At 49.6% G+C, this 20,314-nt stretch carries 18 protein-coding genes; 1 reads left to right on the top strand and 17 read right to left on the bottom strand.

Features of this window, described 5'->3' with window-relative positions:
• Positions 1-28: 28 nt before the first annotated feature.
• The 16 genes from MJX74_RS08855 to MJX74_RS21940 all read right to left on the bottom strand — a co-directional run bounded on the left by MJX74_RS08855 (position 29) and on the right by MJX74_RS21940 (position 16,650).
• Positions 29-1,072 (bottom strand): rod shape-determining protein, encoded by a 1,044-nt coding sequence (locus tag MJX74_RS08855; RefSeq protein ID WP_008219881.1) that lies wholly within the window; start codon positions 1,070-1,072, stop codon positions 29-31.
• A 218-nt stretch (positions 1,073-1,290) separates the two neighbouring features.
• Complete coding sequence (locus MJX74_RS08850; protein WP_240222512.1) at positions 1,291-4,911, bottom strand: DUF6701 domain-containing protein; 3,621 nt, start codon at positions 4,909-4,911, stop codon at positions 1,291-1,293.
• On the bottom strand, positions 4,911-5,321 hold the full coding sequence (locus MJX74_RS08845) for a type II secretory pathway component (RefSeq protein ID WP_240222511.1): 411 nt from the start codon (positions 5,319-5,321) through the stop codon (positions 4,911-4,913). The genes MJX74_RS08850 and MJX74_RS08845 overlap by 1 nt, the downstream gene beginning before the upstream one ends.
• Complete coding sequence (locus tag MJX74_RS08840; protein WP_240222510.1) at positions 5,311-6,048, bottom strand: PilW family protein; 738 nt, start codon at positions 6,046-6,048, stop codon at positions 5,311-5,313. Before MJX74_RS08840 ends, MJX74_RS08845 begins: the two co-directional genes overlap by 11 nt.
• Entirely contained in the window at positions 6,048-6,596 is a 549-nt protein-coding gene (locus tag MJX74_RS08835) for a type IV pilus modification PilV family protein (protein WP_240222509.1), read from the bottom strand. Before MJX74_RS08835 ends, MJX74_RS08840 begins: the two co-directional genes overlap by 1 nt.
• Positions 6,590-7,042: a prepilin-type N-terminal cleavage/methylation domain-containing protein gene (locus MJX74_RS08830; RefSeq protein WP_240222508.1), complete on the bottom strand. Its 453-nt coding sequence runs from the start codon at positions 7,040-7,042 to the stop codon at positions 6,590-6,592. The genes MJX74_RS08835 and MJX74_RS08830 overlap by 7 nt, the downstream gene beginning before the upstream one ends.
• Positions 7,043-7,057: 15 nt before the next feature.
• A complete protein-coding gene (locus MJX74_RS08825; protein ID WP_240222507.1) occupies positions 7,058-7,564 on the bottom strand; it encodes a prepilin-type N-terminal cleavage/methylation domain-containing protein in 507 nt (168 codons plus the stop codon).
• A 16-nt stretch (positions 7,565-7,580) separates the two neighbouring features.
• A complete protein-coding gene (locus MJX74_RS21750; RefSeq protein WP_275692729.1) occupies positions 7,581-8,141 on the bottom strand; it encodes a prepilin-type N-terminal cleavage/methylation domain-containing protein in 561 nt (186 codons plus the stop codon).
• A gap of 86 nt (positions 8,142-8,227) precedes the next feature.
• Positions 8,228-9,457, bottom strand: coding sequence for a type II secretion system F family protein (locus MJX74_RS08815; RefSeq protein ID WP_240222506.1), 1,230 nt, complete (start codon positions 9,455-9,457; stop codon positions 8,228-8,230).
• A gap of 5 nt (positions 9,458-9,462) precedes the next feature.
• A complete protein-coding gene (locus MJX74_RS08810) occupies positions 9,463-11,190 on the bottom strand; it encodes a GspE/PulE family protein (protein ID WP_240222505.1) in 1,728 nt (575 codons plus the stop codon).
• 4 nt (positions 11,191-11,194) lie between these two features.
• Positions 11,195-12,373 carry a hypothetical protein gene (locus MJX74_RS08805; protein ID WP_240222504.1) on the bottom strand — a complete coding sequence of 393 codons (1,179 nt, stop codon included), beginning with the start codon at positions 12,371-12,373 and terminating at the stop codon, positions 11,195-11,197.
• Positions 12,370-13,287: an ExeA family protein gene (locus MJX74_RS08800; protein ID WP_240222503.1), complete on the bottom strand. Its 918-nt coding sequence runs from the start codon at positions 13,285-13,287 to the stop codon at positions 12,370-12,372. Before MJX74_RS08800 ends, MJX74_RS08805 begins: the two co-directional genes overlap by 4 nt.
• Positions 13,288-13,289: 2 nt before the next feature.
• Complete coding sequence (gene mshL / locus MJX74_RS08795; RefSeq protein WP_240222502.1) at positions 13,290-14,942, bottom strand: pilus (MSHA type) biogenesis protein MshL; 1,653 nt, start codon at positions 14,940-14,942, stop codon at positions 13,290-13,292.
• Positions 14,943-14,946: 4 nt separating this feature from the next.
• Positions 14,947-15,267 (bottom strand): hypothetical protein, encoded by a 321-nt coding sequence (locus tag MJX74_RS08790; RefSeq protein WP_240222501.1) that lies wholly within the window; start codon positions 15,265-15,267, stop codon positions 14,947-14,949.
• The gene (locus tag MJX74_RS08785) at positions 15,245-15,895 is read right to left on the bottom strand and encodes a hypothetical protein (protein ID WP_240222500.1); all 651 of its coding nucleotides are present in this window, start codon (positions 15,893-15,895) and stop codon (positions 15,245-15,247) included. Before MJX74_RS08785 ends, MJX74_RS08790 begins: the two co-directional genes overlap by 23 nt.
• Positions 15,892-16,650, bottom strand: a complete 759-nt coding sequence (locus tag MJX74_RS21940; protein WP_420851401.1) for a PilN domain-containing protein — start codon at positions 16,648-16,650, stop codon at positions 15,892-15,894. Before MJX74_RS21940 ends, MJX74_RS08785 begins: the two co-directional genes overlap by 4 nt.
• Before the next feature lie 820 nt (positions 16,651-17,470).
• Between MJX74_RS21940 and MJX74_RS08775 the strand changes: the two genes are divergently transcribed.
• Positions 17,471-18,424, top strand: a complete 954-nt coding sequence (locus MJX74_RS08775; protein WP_240222498.1) for a 1-aminocyclopropane-1-carboxylate deaminase/D-cysteine desulfhydrase — start codon at positions 17,471-17,473, stop codon at positions 18,422-18,424.
• Here MJX74_RS08775 and MJX74_RS08770 read toward each other — a convergent pair.
• Positions 18,381-20,006: an EAL domain-containing protein gene (locus MJX74_RS08770; RefSeq protein WP_240222497.1), complete on the bottom strand. Its 1,626-nt coding sequence runs from the start codon at positions 20,004-20,006 to the stop codon at positions 18,381-18,383. The two genes, MJX74_RS08775 and MJX74_RS08770, sit on opposite strands and share 44 nt — an antisense overlap.
• Positions 20,007-20,314 lie beyond the last annotated feature (308 nt).

Raw genomic sequence — 20,314 nt, 5'->3', positions numbered from 1 at the left:
AACGCTGCCTGCACCGGCGATGCCTCAGTTAGTCATAACTGAACACATCACCACCGTGCATATCTATCATCTCCAGTGCCTTACCACCACCACGCGCCACGCACGTAAGCGGATCATCAGCCACTACTACCGGAATACCGGTTTCTTCCATTAATAAACGGTCCAGATCGCGCAGTAAAGCGCCACCACCGGTTAATACCATACCGCGCTCAGAAATATCTGACGCCAGCTCTGGTGGTGATTGCTCCAGCGCTACCATCACTGCGCTGACAATACCGGCTAACGGCTCTTGCAGGGCTTCTAAAATTTCATTGCTGGTCATGGTGAAGCTGCGCGGCACACCTTCGGCCAGGTTACGGCCACGCACTTCAATTTCCAGTACGTCATCGCTGGGATAGGCTGAACCAATTTCAGTTTTAATGCGCTCGGCAGTGGCTTCGCCAATTAAAATGCCGTAATTACGGCGGATATAGTTAACGATAGCATCGTCAAACTTGTCGCCGCCAATACGCACAGAAGACGAGTACACCACGCCGTTTAACGAGATAATAGCGACTTCAGTAGTACCACCACCAATATCAACCACCATAGAACCGGTGGCCTCTGATACCGGCAAGCCGGCACCGATAGCCGCGGCCATAGGTTCGTCAATTAAATAGACTTCACGTGCACCGGCCCCCTGGGCCGACTCACGGATTGCCCGACGCTCTACCTGGGTAGAGCCGCAAGGCACGCACACCAGCACACGCGGGCTGGGGCGAAGAAAACTATTGCTGTGCGCCTGACGGATAAAATGCTGCAGCATTTTTTCTGTGACGTAAAAGTCGGCAATAACGCCATCTTTCATCGGGCGTATGGCTTTAATATTGCCGGGGGTGCGCCCAAGCATACGTTTTGCTGCATGGCCAACTGCCGCAACACTTTTTGGCCCGCCAGCACGCTCCTGACGAATGGCAACAACTGAGGGTTCGTTCAGTACTATGCCCTGATCTTTAACGTAAATCAGTGTATTGGCAGTACCCAGGTCGATAGATAAATCGTTTGAAAAGAGGCCACGCAATTTATTAAACATGAAGAAACCGGATCCTTATAAACCTGAGCCGCCAAAGGCAGGTCAGCACTGCACCGCACTAAGGTCGCAGCAATGGTAAATATAGCGGCGTTTATTCTAAGTAACTCGCCAGCGTGTGAATAGCCTTATCTTACATTTTTGTGCAATTAAACCAAGTATTGCCTGTATTTATCTCTCAGCAACCACTTACCAGCGCTCAGCCTGTATTAGGCTGGCGTTTAGCGGAATAGTTCACGCCAGAAAATTTGCCTTGGATTACCGCGAAAACGGCCAAACATAATCTCTGCCTGCGGGTTTTGCTGATAATTCGCCGAAGCGCCACGCCAGTGATATTGCAGCCAGGGTTCGGCCATATATTCAACCTGCCAGATACCGGGAACACCCGGTGGTGCCAGCGTTAAAGACTGAGCCGGAAAGCGGCCATTTTGTACCATACCGCCCACACCTGTCATGCTTAGCGCCGGAGTGCCGCTTATTGTGCTGAGTAAAGCTGAACTATTGCTGATTAGGCTGCAATTATCTTCAATGTTATTGATAAAGCGCCCTCCCTGCCAGTACTCCGTTTTAAAAGCCAGTGGAACAGGCTCATCCTCAGGCCCGCCGCTATTTTGCAGTACCAGCCGGCCATAGCGCATATTTAGCGTACCGCTTAATGCCAGTGCATCAGTACCCAGCGTAAAGGCTGGGAAATTACGGCTATCCTGTTCTGACACTATCTGCAACCCCAGTTGCATATTGGTGTAAGGCCCGTCAGGCGCCGCTACCCGGTTAAAGCTGGCGTTATTTTGTTGTACCCGGTACACACCGTGCTGCCATTGTGCTGCCTGCACGGCTAAACGCTCCGCTGCCAGCCGTGTGCTATTGTCCTGCGCCACCGTTAGCATAGTTGCAGCGCCCGCAGGATAATGAGCACTGTGGTAGTTTTGCAACGTATTACCACCGCGGCCTTTGGCCTCCAGCTGGTAATTCACCGTTAGTGCCGGTTGTGACATATAACTGAAATTAGTGCAGCTGTTGCTGACCTCACTGCTGACCAGCGCAAAATTATCCGGATAAAACCGCCCGATCACTGCACTTGCAGGTTTAGCCGAAATGTCGGCAATGCCAAGATAGGTATCATTTAACATTTTTGCCTGCAGTGTAATGCTACCAGCTTCATTCCAACTGACGCCTGTTACTGTCTGCCGCCCGTTAAGTGCAGCAATGGCAGTGTCAACAGCCCCGCCATTAAAGGTACCGTTGTTACCTGACGGCGGATAAACCAGCTGATTAAATACCGCCTCTCCCCTTTGCCGGTTCAGTTCTTTACCAAAATTTGGTGTTGCCTGCCCGTCAGCATTGCGGGCTTCAATGACCACATTAAATGGCTCTGAGGCAGCGACAAAACCATTTCCGCCGGTTTGGGTGGCAGGGTTAGCGCTACCGTTTTGCCGCAGTGCCTGCACCACTGCCAGCGTATGCGGCCGCACCACAAAGGCATTGCTGCTGCCGTTTAGTGTTATGGCCGGATCAGGCGATTGCTCCGGCAAAGCCAGGCTGGCGTGCAAGGCTAACTGCCCCACATCGCTATAACGCATGGTTAGCGGTGCGCTGCCGCTGCTATTAAATGTCAGGTTAACACTACTGCGGTTAGCGCTGCTTGCTGCACCATTGCCTGCAATCTGGGTGTTGTTAATACTAAATTGTTGCCCGGCAATACAGCTGGACGGATTTTCACAACTAAAGCCCAGGCGCACAGGCTTGCTGCCTTCGGCTCTGGCCTCACAGGCTCCGGTAGTGGTATTGGTGCGAATGGCCCTTAGCACGCCGTTAAAAGCAACACCAGCTGTCTGATGACTAAGGGGGGTAACACCATCGGCCTGTGCAAACAATAAACCTGCATTGGCAAAATTGATCTGACAATTACTGCTGTTGCTCCCCACCTTGCATACCGTTTGGCTAAAAGCTTTTCTTGGCGGTACCGTTTCTGTTACCCCTATGGTAGCCACACCACCGCCGGGATTTCTTAAATAAGCAGTACCCACGCCATTGGTTAGGGTTATTGGATCTGTTTGCCAGTTACCGGCTGAATTAGAAAGATCTACTGAGACAGGGCTGGTGAACAAAGTACTGCAGTCTGCATTTAAACAGGCTTTTACCTGCACAGCAGAAGCCACACAAGCGATACCCGTTGCCTGATGTGTTAATTCAATATGATCTATTTGCTGGCCAACCGGGTTTGATCTAAGTGCGCAAATGCTTATATTATCCAGCTCGTGAATATTATTAGAGCCACCGGTTGAGCCGGTGAAAGATAACAGAAAATTTTCCGGTGGTACGGTTTGACCGCTAACACTCTGTGCATTAAACGGCGCTATTAAACTTGTAAAACCATTGCCAGTATTGCGCTCTACCGAGACTATCGTACTACCTGAGCTTCTGGTATCAATGATAAAGCGGTAACGATGTGGTGTGCTCTGATTACCATCAACCGCAGGCGACAAGCAACTATTCTGATTTATCGTGCCGTTGCTGCAACTGCCACGCAAATAATTATACCCATTGGTGCCACTGCCAGATCCTCTAATCACAACAGATTGCGGCCGAAAACCGACATTAGTAGTGCCGCCTTCGTTAGAGAAATTACCATATTCATCCAGACCAAAGCCAAGCCAGCCACCGGCAAAGCCCGGTATACCTGGTTTAAAACCGTAACCCAGTGGTCCACCAAAAGACCCAGCTTGCGGTGTTATTGTTGCATCTGACAGCACTACTGCCAGGCCATCAGCACCATTCCCACCATATGCCCAGTAATCAAACTCCACGACGACCCGATTATTTGCCGATGGATACAAGCGTTGATAAGTTGCTGATGTAGCCTGATTACCTATTGCCTGTGTTAGCCGTAAGCGCCCGTTGACTACCTGTGGCGCAAAGTTGCCACTGCTAATGCTGGTAACCCAACTATCCGTAGACAAAGCACCTGGAAAATTATCCGCCAAACACTGCAAAGCGCCACTGCATACCCGGCTTGCATTTTTATCAGCCAGATTTTCGGCTCGGGTTCTTACTCCCGGATAAAGACGAATTTCATCAATCACGCCATCAAAGTAATTTGTAATGTTATTAACCGCATACTTTGTCGCCCCCAGAAGCAAAGTACCGTTTGTTGTTTTGCCTTCAACAGCAAAATCCTGAAATTTAAAGATTTCAGACGCCAAAGGCGTATTTGAACTTGCAGAAAAAATTTCAAGCTGGATATCGATATCCTGACGGTATGACAGGCAGAAACCAAAGAAAGATGCCGTACAGGTGCGCGAGCGCAGAATCGTTGCCGTAAAAAAGTAATTCACATTGGGCGATATGCTGAAGTTAAGCGCCCGTGTTTCAGAATTGCCGAATATGTTGTAAACCTGCAGGTTCAAACGATTGCTCTGCAGAAAAACCCTGTAATCTTGTGAGGCTCCGCCATCCCCCTTGTGAATAATGGTGCCGACAATATCTGTTCTTCTGGTGTTAAACCAACCGGTTATTGTCATCGCAGAGCCCACACTTGGCACATAAGGTGATAATGCGCTGCTTCCCGGAACTTCGACATGATAACGAGCGGGATAATAAGTATTTAACGGGTCAGCATTATAACCTTCACCACGAAAGTCACCGGCGCGGCACACCACACCATCGCGAGTGCCTAAACCATTTATTGCAGTACCGTGATAATTGTTTCCAGAGCTGTCTCGCACTTCACCTGCAAAGCCCGTGAAATTATCTTCATCCATTCGCCATTCTGCTAACGGATTAGCCACCAAAGGTGAAACGTAAAATAGCGTAATAAATATTAAGCCAAACCAAAGCTTCATCAACGCACCTCTATTTGCACTGTACGGCGGGTTTGAAAACCTCCGACTTCACAGCTGGCGGTGCTGATAAGCTGGAACAATGTAATGTTATCTGGCTCCGCATTGGTAAAAGGGGTGCAACTGATACTGACACTGCAACTTTGCAAACTGTCGGCATTAAAACTGCGTGATGTTGTTACAGCTCCACAGCCAGCTGCAGTGCCATTTAGCGGAAATAGTTGTGTTAACGCAATATCAAGCCCGCTTTGCGCCGCAAACAGTGCCCGGGTGCCCTGCACTTCATATACAACAGTTTCACTGCTGCTGATTAGCAAGCGCGACAAACCCACTGCCAGCGCCAGCATAACAACGATAACAAAAACGGCGATAACCAGCGCACTGCCGCGCTGCTTTTGATAGTTAAGGTACATTGGGAATATGCACCTCGTAGTTAAAAAACATATCGGCGTTGCCACCATAGCCAAACTGCAAAAAGATATTCACCACCGAATTACGGGTTAGCACAGCGTCTGTTACGCGAAATATCGCAGATCTTAAGCCTTCGGCCATAAGCACATTATTGCGTGTAATATTAAAACGGCCACTGCCAGCACCTACCAAACAATACTGCACTGCTGCATCGGCGATATAAAAGCGCTGCTCGGGCGACTGGCGGGTAAAACGAAAACTATCAAAATTCAGTGTAAAGCGTGCGGTGCTTAGGTCCACCGTGTTCATACTATTAACCAACACGGTTCCGCCGGGGTTTGCAGCACTAGTCGGATATACCATAAGCTGGCGTCCGTTCACCGCAGCAGGTGTCGAGCTTATCGCCCGTAAATCCGGGCTTATTACTGTCATACTGGTGCCGTTTTGTTCAAAGGGCGCATTGGTATAGATACCACTATATAAAATTGGCCGAAATTGCAGGCAGTTGCTGGTACTGGAAAACACCACGCTATTTGGCACGGCATTACGCAGCTCGCGTACCATTCGCTCAGCAACAAAGCGGCTTTGACCCAGCACCTGCTCGCGTTCGGCGGCGTCACTGTACATACGGGCGCCCAAACCAATATAGCTGGTAATACCCAGCGCCAGTATTGCCAGCACTACCATGGTAATAACCAGCTCAATTAGCGTAAAACCGGCGCTGCGCATTACCAGTTTCCTTTATAGGCGGCAAAATCGATTTGCGCACCGGTGGGTGTAGTAACAGAGACTGTAATTCTTTTAACCTGCTGGTTATTTAAACCAAACTCCGCGCCAGCATAGGCTACGGCAACATTAAGTTTGTAACTGCGATAGTAATCAGACAATTCTGGCTGCAGATCTAAAATATTGCTAAAAATTTCACCCGTGCCGGTAAAGTTATGAAAATCATCTACGTCGTTAAAACTCAGCCGGCTTTCGCTGCCATCCGGGCCAAAGTTTGCCTCAGCAGTACAGCTTTGAGCTCCCGTTTCGTTACAGCGTAGCAAACTGCCGCTGCGGCTGCTGTTTTGATCATAAGATCGGCCCAATATTTCATTAATAAAACTTTGCCCCAGCTCAGCAGCACGCACCTGGTGCCAGGGATCAGCGCTTTTAATAAACAACGGGCCTAATACCGAGGTAATAATACTTAAGCTAATGGCCAGCACGACTATGCCAACGATCAGTTCTATTAAGGTAACGCCGCGGCTGCGTTTCAGGCTGAGTTTTAGCATGGGTGAATATAGCCTTCAGCTTCAATGCAAATGGGCAGCGCAACAGCCCCCTGAATGGTTATCCGGCAAGTGCCGGTTGCACAGTTACTTAGCGGGCGGCCTTTACTGTCAAAATTCAGCTGAATATTAAAGCCTGTTTTAGTTAACGTGATAGTGCTGCTATCGCGCGGCGCTATGCATAAGTGTGTGGCATCATTTAAACAGGCATTAGCGCCTGAAAATATTCTGTCGCTTTGTACTAAAACGCCCTGTGAGCCACAGTCGGTGCATTGCATCGCCTGTATTTGTATCCGGCGCAGTATATTCAGCGCCTGGTCGCGGTATAAATACTCAGATGTACCAGAGGCATCAAAAAAACGGGGTACTACGCTAACCGCGAGTACCCCGATCAATACCAGCACCACAATAAGCTCAATTAAGGTAAAGCCGCGGTGCTGTGATCTCATATTCGTTTACTGCTATCAGCAGCCTGAACTTACAACGGTAATCACGGGCTTGGTGACTACAACCGGAGTGCCAGTACTGGCAGTAGCAGGCTTATATAGCACATGGCAAGCTAAAGTGTCTAAGTCAGCAGCGTCTGTTCCAGCTGTCGCAATCACTATATCATCTGCAGCACTTCCGGCAGGCTCACCTGCTGTAGTTACAGGCAAAATAGCCCATTCCCCCGTTGATAATTCCGCAGCAGCTCGTATAGCTGCTTCAGTTGCAGCCGGATAACCATAAACAATAGCAATAGCGGGATCTGTTAAAGTCTCTGTAGCTTCAGTATGCTTACCAGCAATAATCGCTTTGCCATAAACCAGCGCTCCGGCAGATTCCAAAGCTCCGCGAACTCCACTTAAAGTAGATGCTTTGGCATCACCGGAGAAATTTAAAAACCGGGGGGCGGCTGTTACTGCCAGAATACCCAGAATAACGATAACAATGATTAATTCAATTAATGTAAAACCTTGATTACGTTTCATAGTAAGACCTTATAGCTTAGGGTTTAGTTAAAAATGCAGTGACTTGGCCCAACGCTGGAGCGTAAGTAAAACCATTACTGTTTGACTGATCAGATGGGATAGCAGTCAAACCAGCAGTTTGGTGATACACACATAATGTTGGTGTAGCAGTTGGCTGGTTTGAACCTGCTTGAACCCGAACATATAACTGCCGGGCAGTGATCTGAGCCAAAGTCGGGGACGTGTCGGCATTTGTGGATGTGGGTGCATTCTGTAAAATCGTATTTAACACCGTTTGGCATTGTGCTGGACTCATTGTATCAACGGAGCCTCCTCCTGCCGGATAACCGGTAGCGGCAACATTTACTACTACACCATCATAATTTACCGTATTAGTGGCAGGCCGGCCTTCAACTTCCCATTGTGCCCGCACCAAACCAACTGCAGAGGCAAAGCCGCCGGCGATGCCTTCAATTGCCGCATCTTCGGCTTGTGCGGTAACATTTAAAAACCGCGGTAAGGCGGTTGCGGCCAGTAACCCTAAAATAATAATTACTATAACCAGTTCTATCAGGGTAAAACCTGTTTGTCTTTTCATAACTATGCCTCCAAGTTGCTTATTGTCGTTAGTATATCGCTAATATTAGTAATTACATCCCAATGTAGCCCACAATTGTAAAAACGTTAACCGGTATTACCCTTATAAGCATTGAGCATATCCCACATTGGCGTAAAGATACCCAATGCCAGAATCAGTACCATCACCGCCACTATAGCGATAAGAATGGGTTCAATTTTTGCGGTCAGGCTCTTTAAATCAAAAGCCACTTCACGCTCATAAAAACCGGCTACTTCGCCAAGCATATCGTCCATGGCACCGGTTTCTTCGCCTACGGCGATCATTTGTAATACCAGAGGGGTAAACATGCCGCTTTGTTGGCTTACCCGCAATAAACTTTCGCCGCGTTCGATATTACGCCGCATATCACGGATTTTTTCGCCCATATATTCATTGTCTACCGCATCGGCTACCAGGGTTAAGGCGCTGGTCATCGGTACACCGGCTTTTAGCATCATGCCAAAGCTGCGGGCAAAACGGCCCAGCGTGGCGCGGTAAATAACATTGCCAATAATCGGGAATACCAACCGCCAGCGGCCCCACACAACCCGGCCTTTGTCGGTTTTGATATAACTGCGAAACCCAAACGTAGCACCAATTGCAGCAATAATAATTAACGGCCAGTAGGCGACAAAAAATGCCGAGCTGGCCAGTAATGCTTTAGTAGACCAGGGTAATTCGGCATTAAAGCGGGCAAACATATTGGCAAATTGTGGAATAACCGCCAGGTTAAGAATAAACATGGCCACTACCAGTGCTATCAGTACAAAAAACGGATAACGGGTGGCTTGCTTAATTTGTTTGCGGGTTTCCAGCTCTTGCTCAAAATAATAATTCAGCTGTAAAAAGGCTTCGTCTAAGCGGCCGGTGTTTTCACCCACGTGCACTATGCTAACCATTAAACGGCTAAATACCTTGGGGTGCTCGGCCAGCGCTACCGATAAGCTGCGGCCATTTTCCAGCTGACCAACCAGTTCGCCCAGCACCTTTTGTAAACGCTTAGAGCTGGTGCTTTGTGCCAGGCCTTCAATGGCACGTACTATTGGAATGCCGGCTTTCATCAGTGAATACATCTGACGGGAAAACAGAATTAAATCGGTTAGCGATACTTTGGCCTGCCATAACTCTAACTGGCCAATGGAGGTTTTACTTTGCTCCGCCTGACGCTGAATAGTTAGCGGAATAAAACTGCGCCGGCGTAGTAAGTCGGCGGCGGCGCCTTCGTTGCCGGCCTCTATCTGGCCGCTAACAGCATTACCGTTGTTGTCACGTGCGGTGTAAACAAAGTTAGCCATTGTGCTTAGGGCTCCACTGTCACTAAGCTTTCGGTATCAAGGTATTCCGACACCCTTATTACCTCGTCCAGGCTGGTAATGCCTTGCTGCGCATAATGTAAAGCCATAGTACCCAAGCTGACAAAACCCTCACTGTGGTGCGCCAGATGGGCAAAACCGGCCGTATCATTGCGCCGTAGCGCATCGGCCAGTGGCTTGGTGATTAACAGCAGTTCAAATACACCCAGGCGGCCTTTATAACCACTGTGATTACACGACTGGCAACCTTTGGCATGCCAGTAAGACGCGGTAGTATCTGCTTTATGATGGCGTAACCAGCTGCTTTCCAGCTCGTCTGGCTGATAGGGTTGTTTGCAGTAATCACATAAACGCCGCACCAGGCGCTGCGCCACTATAGCGCGCAGTGCCGACGCCACCAGATAGGGCGCCGCGCCCATATCAATTAAACGCAAGGTACTGGTTACGGCATCGTTGGTGTGTAATGTCGACAACACTAAATGGCCGGTTAACGCGCCGCGCAGGCCCATTTCGGCGGTTTCCTGATCGCGCATTTCCCCCACCATAATAATATCGGGATCTTGCCGTAAGGTAGTACGCAGCACGTTGCTGAAACTCAGGCCAATTTTATGGTTAACCTGTACCTGATTAATCCGCGGCAGGCGATATTCTACAGGGTCTTCCACAGTAATAATTTTGCTGCCAGCCTGGTTAAGTTCACTTAGCAACCCGTACAAGGTGGTGGTTTTGCCAGAGCCGGTGGGGCCGGTTACCAGAATCATGCCATGCGGGCTTTTGATAATACGCCGCAATTTACTCAGCAGTGGCGCTGGCATGCCGGTTTCTTCCAGTTGCAGCAAACCGGCAGATTGATCAAGCAAACGCATTACCACTGATTCGCCATATTGCACCGGCATAGTAGAAATACGCACATCTATCTGGTGTTTTTTTACATTGATCTGAAAACGGCCGTCCTGCGGCATGCGCTTTTCCGAGATATCCAGATTTGCCATCAATTTAAGCCGCAGCACCAGCGCTGATGCAATACTGACTTCATTCAGGATGTTTTCCTGCAGCACACCGTCAACGCGCTGACGAATACGCAACACTTTTTCGTCCGGCTCAATATGAATATCCGACGCCTTTACCTGCACGGCATCTTCAAACACCGACTGCAGCAACTTGGCGATGGTGTTGTCGGCATCGGCCTGCTCATCCAGTACATTCAGCTCAAGGTTGCTGTCGGCGCCATGCTCGGCTTTAAGCTGGGTAGCAAAACTTTCAATTTCTTTGGTACGCCGGTACAGAGTGTCGAAAGCGTCAATCAGCTGGCTTTCACGCACTACGGCCAGTGCCACCTCTTTTGGCGCCAGCAGCCGTGAAATCTGGTCCAGTGCGGCCAAATCGGCCGGATCACTCATGCCCAGCAGCACGGTATCGCCATTATCTTCCAGCACCAACGCTCTGAAGCGACGCGCCTGCACCTCTGGTAATAATTGTACTGCTTTAGGGCTTATCTGTTTTTGCGCAATATCAAGAAAGGGCACATTCAGCTGCTGCGCCAAAAACTGCAGCAACTGTACCTCTGTCAAAAATTTTAGCTCGGTAAGCGTAGATCCCAGCTTTCGGCCGGTTTCCTGTTGCCGGGCCAACGCCTGCTGTAACTGGGGTGGCGAGATAATACCCTCGTCTACCAGTAAATCACCCAAGCGCATTTTTAAACGAGGTCTTTGCATAAGATTACTCTGTTGCTACTAAACGTTGTTGAATATAAGTTTTGCTCTGCACTGACAAGCTGTCACCCCATTGCAACGCGTTAAGATAATACTGATGTGCCTCTGCCGGGCGCTCTAATGCCTCCAGCGACACAGCGCCACCAAGCCACCATTTGCCCAGTTGTGGCTGCAGAGCGCTTAGCTCGGCAAACCAGTCAAATGCCTGTTGATGCTGCCCAAGCTGCTGTAAAGCTGTAGCTTTAAGGCCGTAATAATCGGGGTGCAATGGCACAGCAAAACCGGCAGGTAATAATGCTTCTACCTGCAACCATTGCTGACGGCTGGCAGCTGCCTGGGCCAGCATTAGCTGAATATCGACATCCATAATACCCTGAGCTTTTGCCTGCAATAAACTGGCTTCAGCCTGCTGCGGCTGCCCCAGTTGCAACCAAAGCCGGGCCTGAGCCAGATAAACCAACGCATCCTGTGGTGCTAACTGCTGCAACTGCTGCCAGTATCGCAGTGCCTGCTGCCCCTGCCCGGCCTGCGCTGCTGCCATTGCCTGCTGGCGTAGTTTGGCCTGACTTTGTGCTGCTGTAGGCTCACGGCTGGTGACACTTAAACTGCTGGCGGTTTTAGCTGTTGGTGCTGCAGCCTGCACAACCGCAGCAGCTTGTGGCGGCGCATCAACCTGAGCAGTTACTTCGCCCGGTTTTATTTGCTGTGGCTGTGGTTGTGGCTGTGCTGCACTGGCTGCAGCGGTATCTTCCGATGTTGCTGTTTGCTCTGGTGCGGGGCCGGTTTTTACAATTGTGCTTTGTGTCGGCGCCGGGCCTGGTGTTGATGCAGGGCTTTCGGTGGGCGTTGGCTCAGGGCTGTTTTTTGGCTCAAGGCTGTCTGTTGGCTCAGGGCCTTCTGTGGGCTTAAGGCTGTGCGCTGCTATAGCAATGTCAGCCGGCGTGGTAGGTTCTGCTGGCAGCTGTGCAGCCGGCTCCGGCACCACAGTGGTTAACGTTGCCAGTGGCATAACGGCACTGCGGCTTAATACCGCGTAAATTGCAAAGCACAGTAAACCAAAGGTCAGCAGCAGTAACACTGTTAACCAAAGCGGCTGACCAGGTCGGCGGGCAATAACCTGGTTTACATTGGCGGCATTTTGGTTGCGCTGATCTAAATCGCGCAGCATTTTATTAATTACACTCATTGGCCACCCGCCAGCCGGAACAAGCCGGATTGCGATGCGGCAGCCACACATGCCATTGCCAGCAAGCCGGTGCTACCGGCGTACCACCACCAGGCTTTGGGCTTGGCGGTAACATCTTCGGTATCCATTGCCGCCAGTTTTACATGCCGCAGTACGGCATAAGGCTTGCCTTCACCAAAAGCCAGCAGCAGTGCTTTATGCGCCAGAATATTTACCAGCCTTGGTACACCGCGGCTGTAGCGGGCCAGAGCATTTAAGGCAAACCGGCTGAAGAGTGCACGGTTGCACCCGGCCTGCTGTACGCGCAGACAGACATAAGCGCCGATCTGGCTTTTGCTCATTAAGGTTAAGTTACTGGAAAAGGTAATACGCTGGCGCAACTGCCGGAAACGATAACCGGCCAGTTTTTTATTCAGCTCTGGCTGGGCAAACAGTACCACTTGCAGCAATTTACGTTTTTCTGTTTCCAGGTTGGTTAGCAGGCGCAGCGCCTCCAGTGTTTCATCCGGCAGAGCCTGGGCTTCATCAATCAGCACTATGGCTTTTTTGCCTTGCGCAGCCAGTAACAGTAACTGACGTTGCAGCAATTGCAGTAGCTGGGGCGGTTCGATATTGGCAGAGTGCTTCAGGCCCAGCTCTAATGCCAGAGCCCAGCGCAATTCCAACGGCGTAAGACAAGGATCCGGTATATACGCCAGTTGCCAGTCAGGCTCAGTTTGTTGTAACAGCTTGCGGCACAACAATGTTTTGCCACTGCCTACCTCACCGCATACTTTAATAAAACCTTCACCGGCACACAGCGCGGTTTTCAACACAGCCAACACATCTTCGTGCTGCTCAAGCGGCACAAAAAAGGCGGTATCCGGTGTTAAACCGAACGGCATCTGGCTAAGCTGAAAATGCTGCAGGTACATAATTAGTTACCCTGGCTCCAGTCAGATACCAGTTTTGAAGACTGCTGAATTTGCTGCTGCCATACGCCTTCGGTAACAACGGTTGGTTTTAGCAGTATTACCAGCTCTTTCTTTTTCTCCACTTTGTTGATGCTGGTAAATAATTTACCCAGCAGCGGAATAGCGCTTAATACCGGCGTACGCGACTCGTTGTCGGTGGTAACGGTTTGCATTAAACCGCCTATTACCACTATTTCACCACTACGGGCGCGGATAATAGTGTCAGACTCGCGGATATTGCTTTGTGCCAGCGGCAGCACTATTTGCTCGTTGCTAAAGCGGATGGTTTTATTTTGCTCAGCCGTTTCTGTAACAGAAGGGTGAACATGCAAAATAACACTGCCGTTTTGATCAATTTGCGGCGTAACATCCAGTGCTATACCAGAGAAAAAAGGTTGCAGATCGATAGACGGCGAGCTGATGGTGCCGCCCACTGTCGCCGTAGTTTCGCTACTGACATTGGTAACAAAGTACTCATCCTGCCCCACTTTAATAACCGCTTTCTGGTTATTCATGGCGGTAACCCGGGGGCTGGACAACACCTGAGTATTACCCTGAGTTTCCAGCAGGTTAATCACACCGTTAAAATCGGCATTGTTAAAGCTGATTGCCGTTACGCCGCCCAGTGAACTACTAATGGCATTGCTGGCGACACCGGCGCTGGTAGTAAAATTAAAGCCGGTGCTGCGCAGGTTCATTATGGCATTTTGCCAGTTAATGCCTTGCTGATATTCGTCGTTCAGCGTCACTTCGATAATTTTTGCCTCCAGCACCACCTGGCGCTGCAAGTGCTGCTCTGACTGACCAAGGTAGGCCTTAACAGCAGCGATTTCTTCCGGCATACCACGCACGGTAACTAAACCGGCTTGTGGCGTCACTACCACCATACGCTCCGGCCCGGCTCCCAGCACTGTACTAACGGCTTTTTCCAGATCTTTCCAGAAATCAGTTTTGCTTTCACTTTGAATAGTGCTGCCGTTAAATTGTTGCTGACCAGATTGCGACTGGCTCTGATTACTGAAATCGCCCTGATTGAAATTACTTTGTGACGAGCGATTGTTTCTGTTGTTCTGGCCATTCTGATTATTCTGGTTGTCTTGTGACACACCACCGGAATTTACCGCCACAGAAGAAAACCCCTGGCGCTGCATCATTAAATAGTTGACCGGTATGCTTTCTGTACGCAGGCCTGCCGGATATATTTTGTAGATAAGCCCCTGCTGGCGAACGTCAAAACCATACAGTTGCTGCACTATTGCCATCGTTTCCGGCAGGGTTACCTGTTTTAGCTGCAGGTTAATTTCGCCACTGACCCCCGGGTGCATCACCACACTGTACGGTGTATCTGCAACCAATGACTGGAAAAAATCATTCAGCCCGGCATTTGCTGCCGCGACATCAAAACGTGGCAACTCGGGCTGTACCGGCGTGTAACTGCTGCTAAGCAAATCCTGCGTTACGGCCAGCGGCACCGGTGCGGCTGAAGCGCGTGCCGGAGCCTGCTGCGCTGCTGCTTGCTGTAATTCACGCTCAGCGCCTTGTGGTACATCACTTTGCTGAAAAGCCTGACATCCGGTTAATAAAATACTTCCGCACAACCACCCTAACTTATTCACTGGCTTATTCTTCATCTTGTTTGATCGCCGTATTAACTAAACGCAGTATTTGCCGTTCACCATTTAGATCCAGTACAACATGATCAGCTGCAATATCATGCAGTTGATACTGTCTTATTTTTTCGCCTTTACGCAGCAGGCTACCGTTTATTACGGCAATACGGCCATTTGCTGTCTGTTTTATCAGTTGCAAAGATAATGCTTGCGGTTGTACTGCCGAGTCTGCTGTTGCCGTAGCCGCCAGCCAGGATGGCGCGGGCCGGGTAGGATCGGCCAGTGCCGTGGCACTGAGGAGCAACAGGCTACAAACGAATAAAGTCTTCATACTCACTCACTGTAATAAGTGTCAGGGTCAGCTCTGCCTGCGGATACTCAACCACCTGATAATCCAGCGCGGACCAGTTCAGCAACCAGGGCAATTGTTCCATACGTTGCAATGCTCTGAATAAATCTGTGTAACCACCGCCAATCACCAGTGTTGTAGTGTGTTGAAATAACATAGCAGGGTCGTCAGGTTGTTGCCCCTGCAAACGCACAGCTTTGGGTGCCGACGTCAGCAGGCTTTTTACCTGCACGCCTCTACTGCTTTGCAATATATTCCGCAGCAAGGTTACCATTTGCTCCGCGCCGATAAAGTAGCTGGCGCTTTGGTGGATACGCTCGTTCAGCTGTTGCTGCTGCTGTTCGAGGTTACTTATACGCTCGCGGTAGTCCTGGTTTAAATCGGTGCTGAGCTGGGCAAGCAATACCTCAGCCTGTTGTTCTGCATCTTGCAATTGCTGGCTGGTTTTAAGTTGTAGTGCACGCGTCTGCACTGTTTGATGCCACAATGGCTCCAGCACATAAATTACACTAAGCCATAGCAATAATAATAAGCTGCCAAAGAACAACAGCGACTTCTCACGCCGCTGTAGCTGGCTGAAACGATCTGACAGCAGTTGCCACTGGCTCACAGCGTTTCTCCTTTTTGTGCCATCAATACGAAACTGACGGCGCTATTATCAGGTACCTGCGCCATGCTCACCTGGCTAAAACGTTGGCCTTTAAAATAAGCGAGTTGTTGCAACCCTTCCAGCCACAGCGTAATGCTGGCAGGCTGTAACGTCACACCGCTAAAGCTGCTGCTGCCCTGGCGTAAGGTGAAATTAGTTAACCATAACTCGGCCAGATCAACTTGTTGTAAATGCTGCAGCACAGGGCTATAAAACTGGCTGGCCTGTTGCTGCTGTTCTGCCAGATGACTTAGCAGTTGCTGTTTTTGTGCTACAGCGTATTCAGCCTGCTGATACTGTTTTACCAGTGCTTCGTCTGGCTTACGCTGCGCTAATGCCTGCTGATATAAATCGGTTTGCTGTAATTGCCGCTGCAACTGCAGCTCAGTCTCTGCCAGCGCTGCATCAGCCTGTTGCTGTTGTTGCGATAAGAGCAGCCATCCCAGCACTACTAACGCGGTTAATGCAGCAGCGCTGCCAACCAGGCGTTGCAGGCTTAACCGCTCACGTACCGGATGCAGCCGTGCCTGATATAAGTTTACCCGTTGCTTAATATGACTGGTTTTAGCGGCTGCACTGGCGGCAGCCAGGGCCGGCCAGTTATGCAGTAAATCGTCCTGGTTTACCGCCGCGGCAGACTGTGCCCAATTTAACGGCTCTACCCGGCTAAACCCACTTTGCACAAACAACTCACATATCAGCTCTGTTTGGGCCATTAAGACACGAATATCGCGCACCGGCGGTTGTTTTAACTGGCTTTCGAAATAGTCCATTGAGCGCTGCAGTTCAAGCAGCAAACGTTCCAGCGTGCCTTCGCGCAGTTCTGATTCTGAATTAAGGTGTAAATGGCTAAAACCACGGGTACGGCGGGAAAAATACAACTGACCATCACGGATGATCTGAATTAGCATTTCCTGTTCGGGTTGATGCACTACCAACATGGTCGCTTGCGCCGATACAGGCAAAATATGGCTGAGCAGCCATTCTTCGGGTTGGATCGAGCTAACGCTAAGACCCGCTGCGTCAACCACTGCAATTAATTGTTTTAACCAGGCATAACTACATACCACTACATTGATTTTTTCCTGTTGGGTGTTACTACCGGGTAAGTCAATGTAGTCGAGCACCATATCTTCCGGCGCTATTGTAACCAGATCTTTTATCTGCCAGGGCAATGCCTGCAGTAATTCGTGCTCTGCCAGTGCAGGTTTATCTAATTGCACCAGTTGATAACGCTCGGCAGACAGCACCAGATGCAAAACACAGCCTGCGGGGACTGACCGTAATGCAACTTGCAGGCTGTCCTGCCAGTTATCAGCTTTGTAACTGAATGTTTGGCTCTGTTTAAGCTCAGCGCCTTGTAATATCACCAGCCGGATGCTGGCTGTTGCCAAATGAATTGCAACAACCGTGTCTGAATTTCCTGCTGCCGGGCGGAGCCGTTTTATTATTTTTCTCAGCATAGCGATGCCATGATCTCCTTATATGCAGCTATACTAGCGGCTATTCCGTTAACTGTCATTATTTCATACTGTTATGCAATCAGCAGAAGTTACCGCCGTACCTGTTTTGGCTGGTTGGCAACAAGTGCATCAGCCTGTGCTGCTACAGCATCAGGTTGAGCTATGGGTTTACCAGCTAAATACTGCAATTCCACAGCTGTCGGGCAATAAATGGCTAAAGTTAAAATACCACATTGCCCAGGCGCAACAAGCGCAAAAGACCGGTTTTCTGACCTTTGGCGGTGCTTTTTCTAATCATTTAGCCGCAGTAGCTGCTATGTGTAAATATCATGGCCTGAAAAGCCTGGCTTATGTCCGTGCCGATCAGCTCGACAAACATAACCCCACTCTGGCGTTTTGTCTGCAGCAAGGCATGCAAATTCAATTGCTGAACCGTAATCAATACCGGCGGCGTAACGATGCCGACTTTCTGCTGCAATTGCAACAGCAACATCAGCACTTACTAATCGTGCCGGAAGGTGGCTCGTCAATAGCAGGAGCATTGGGAGTTGCAGAACTGGATCTGGATTTAACACCGGCAGGAAATGCCAGCCATATTATTTGTGCTGCTGCCAGTGGTGGCACTCTGGCGGGTGTGATTAATGGCTCAGGCTGCAAGGTACTCGGTATCGCGGTGGTAAAAGATCCGTCTTTACCAGACCGTATTACCCGGCTATTACAAAGCGATGATACGCAACAACACTGGTCATTAAACACGGACTTTTGCGGCGCTGGCTATGCTAAGTTTGATGACACTATCTTGCAGTTTTGCCGTGACATGGCACAGCAGCGGCTTTATCTGGAGCCCATTTATACCGGCAAAGCTTTGGCGGGTGTATTTACCCTGATAAAGCAGGGTTATTTCCCACCAGGCAGCCGCCTTAGCTTCTTTCATACCGGCGGCTTGCAGGGCTTAGCTGGCTTACACTACCGACACCTTATTACTACAGCTGACTATGCGTTATTATCTGGTTCAGCGGTTGGCTGAAGTAAAACCCCTGCCCACCGGCAATACCTAGCTTTTGCAGAACCTGCCATTCGGCTTCAAGTTCAACACCGGTGGCCAATACCCGGATACTCTTACCGGCATAACTGGCGATTAAACCACGGACAAATAGTTGTTGCTCCAGATGCTGATCGATATTCCGGACCACAGAAGGATGTAACTTTACCGACTCAAGCGGCAACTCATCCAGATAAACGGCATTATCTATCACCAGCCCTACCTGATCTATAATCAAGGCAAAACCCAAAGTATGCAATTTAATCAGACTCTTGCGCAGCTGTTTATAGTGCTTTAACAGATGATGTTCAGTTATCTCAAGCGCCAGTGTATCTGGCTCTAACTGGCCAGAGATCACCATATGATCCAGCCACTGCCACCACTGGGGTTCAAGTAAGGCCTGAATGCTAATGTTTACACTGCACCGGCTATAATTACCCATGTCTGCGGCGCACAATTTAGCGGTTTTAATAAGTACATGCTGATCAATCTGGCTTGATAAACCGCAGTTATGCGCCATAGGCAAAAATATGGCGGCAGGGATCTGCCCATTATCACTGCTTTGCAGTCTTACCAGCACTTCATGCTGGATAATTTCACCGTCATGCCAGGAAAACACAGGTTGAAAACTTAAAGCAAATCGTTGTTCCTGCAATGCTTTATTAAGTTCTGACCGCCACCAGACAGAACCTTTTGCCTGCGGTTTGTCACTTTGTAAAATAAAACCAAAAGCGGCGTTCGGGCCATGCAGCTGTGCTGTCTTTAACGCCATATCTGCTTCAGATAAAATCTGATACGACGTTTGCTCACGCTGATATTCTGCATAGCCAATGTGTAATACATCCTGCTCGGCACAATCGGCAAAACAGCTGGCCCGGCTTAACAGCACTGCCATCCGGTCACCGAGCTTTTCCATTTCTTTTCCGCTCAGCCCTGCAATCAGCATCACCAGATCTGTATCGGATAAACGCGCAATGACGGTATCGGCATAACCAGCAGCAATACCATTGAGCACATCTACACAACCTTTAAGCCGACTTACCTGCTTTATGCCTGCCCGGCTGATTTCGGGGTGCGATAACTGGATAATATAAACCGCGCCATAACCCACCTCAGACTGATCACTAAGATAATGCTGCAGCTTGCTTTCAAAAAACACCCGGTTACCAACGGCCAGCTCATGATCGATCAACCCCTGCACCCGCACCAGATGCCGTACTTCCTGATCGCGCTTTAGCAAATGCGTAACCTGGCTGGTAACTTTAGCCAAAGCAGCTGAAGGCGAGTCATCCCGCGACGCTTTAAGCTCCAGTTTATCTTCCAACAACGCGACAGCAGAGCGCAGCTTATCAGCATCAGCCATATAGGTTTTTTGTATACAAATGCTAAACCAGAGCGTAAATGCGCCAGTACATAGCAGCACAATATTAACGCTAACATACAATAAAACAGCAGACGCTATCGGTTGAAAAGCCAGCATGACAGCATTGATAAACACTACGCCAAGCAAAAGCGCAGCAAGCTGCAACCAAACAGAGGAAGAATATGATTGAGGTGTGCGGGCCAAGGGCAACTCCTTTTGAACCTTGTCACAATGCTATAGCTTAGCAGCTGAGTTGCAGATTAATATAGAAAAATAATCTTAACAAAGCAAAAAGCCCTACGCGGATGCGTAGGGCTTTGCTTAATTGGGAGGCTGCGGGGCTGGCCATCCAGCGGTGAACTACTTTTCCCGGGCAGATAACCCACCGGCAATACCAATAAAAAAACCCCTCGTTTTCACGAAGGGTCCGTTTATTTGGGAGCCTGGCGGTGAACTACTCTCGCATAGCGAATGCTACACTACCATCGTCGCAGCTGCGTTTCACTTCTGAG

Source organism: Rheinheimera hassiensis, assembly GCF_022436675.1.
GTDB lineage: Bacteria > Pseudomonadota > Gammaproteobacteria > Enterobacterales > Alteromonadaceae > Alishewanella > Alishewanella hassiensis.
Note: the sequence above shows the minus strand (reverse complement) of the source record. Positions and strands in the feature narration are given on the sequence as shown.